General features: G+C 65.3%; 1 protein-coding gene. It reads left to right on the top strand.

Going from position 1 to position 777, the window contains the following annotated elements; all coding sequences use genetic code 11:
• Positions 1-777: IS110 family RNA-guided transposase (locus tag FJM51_RS23540; RefSeq protein ID WP_140456510.1), on the top strand; the 777-nt coding region annotated here is incomplete at both ends.

Raw genomic sequence — 777 nt, 5'->3', positions numbered from 1 at the left:
CCACCGTCTGCCGGATGGAGAGACGGCTGCTTTTGGCAACGACAAAGCTGGATTGAAACGGCTGATACGCTGGCTGGGAACCAACGTGCGCCGGGTCGTGTTCGAGCCCACCGGACGCTATCATCTGTCGCTGGAGCGGCGCCTCGCCGAGCCGAGCTACCCGTTGGTCAAGGTGAACCCGCGCCATGCGAAGCGCTTTGGCGAAGCGCTCGGAACCCGCGCCAAGACCGACCGGGCCGACGCCGTGATGCTGGCGCGCATGGGGCTGGCATTGCAACTGGAGCCGCGGCCGGTCGGGACGAAAGCCCCACGTGATCTCAACGACTTGATCGCTGCGCGACGCGCCTTGGTCAAGGACCGCACGGCGGCGAAGAACCGGGCCAAAGGGATGGGTCTGGCGATACTGCGACGACAGAATGCGGATCGCCTGAAGCGGGTCGATATAGACCTCAAAGCCATCGACGCCGCCATTGCGGAGCTGATCGCAGCGGACAAAACGCTTTCCACGCAACACGCCATTCTTCTCAGCATTCCAGGCAACGCAACCGTCACAGCCGCCGCCCTGATGGCGCAGATGCCCGAATTGGGCGCACTCGACCAGCGTGCCGCGGCCAGCCTGGCAGGTCTGGCGCCAATGACGCGCCAGTCGGGACGATGGCGTGGCAAGGGCTTCATCCAAGGTGGGCGCGCCCTCGTGCGCGAGGCGCTGTATATGCCGGCCCTCGTCGCCGCACGTTTCAACCCGAACCTGAAGGCGGTGCACGACAGACTCCTTGC

This window comes from Amaricoccus solimangrovi (genome assembly GCF_006385685.1).
GTDB classification, from domain to species: Bacteria; Pseudomonadota; Alphaproteobacteria; order Rhodobacterales; family Rhodobacteraceae; genus Amaricoccus; species Amaricoccus solimangrovi.
Note: the sequence above shows the minus strand (reverse complement) of the source record. Positions and strands in the feature narration are given on the sequence as shown.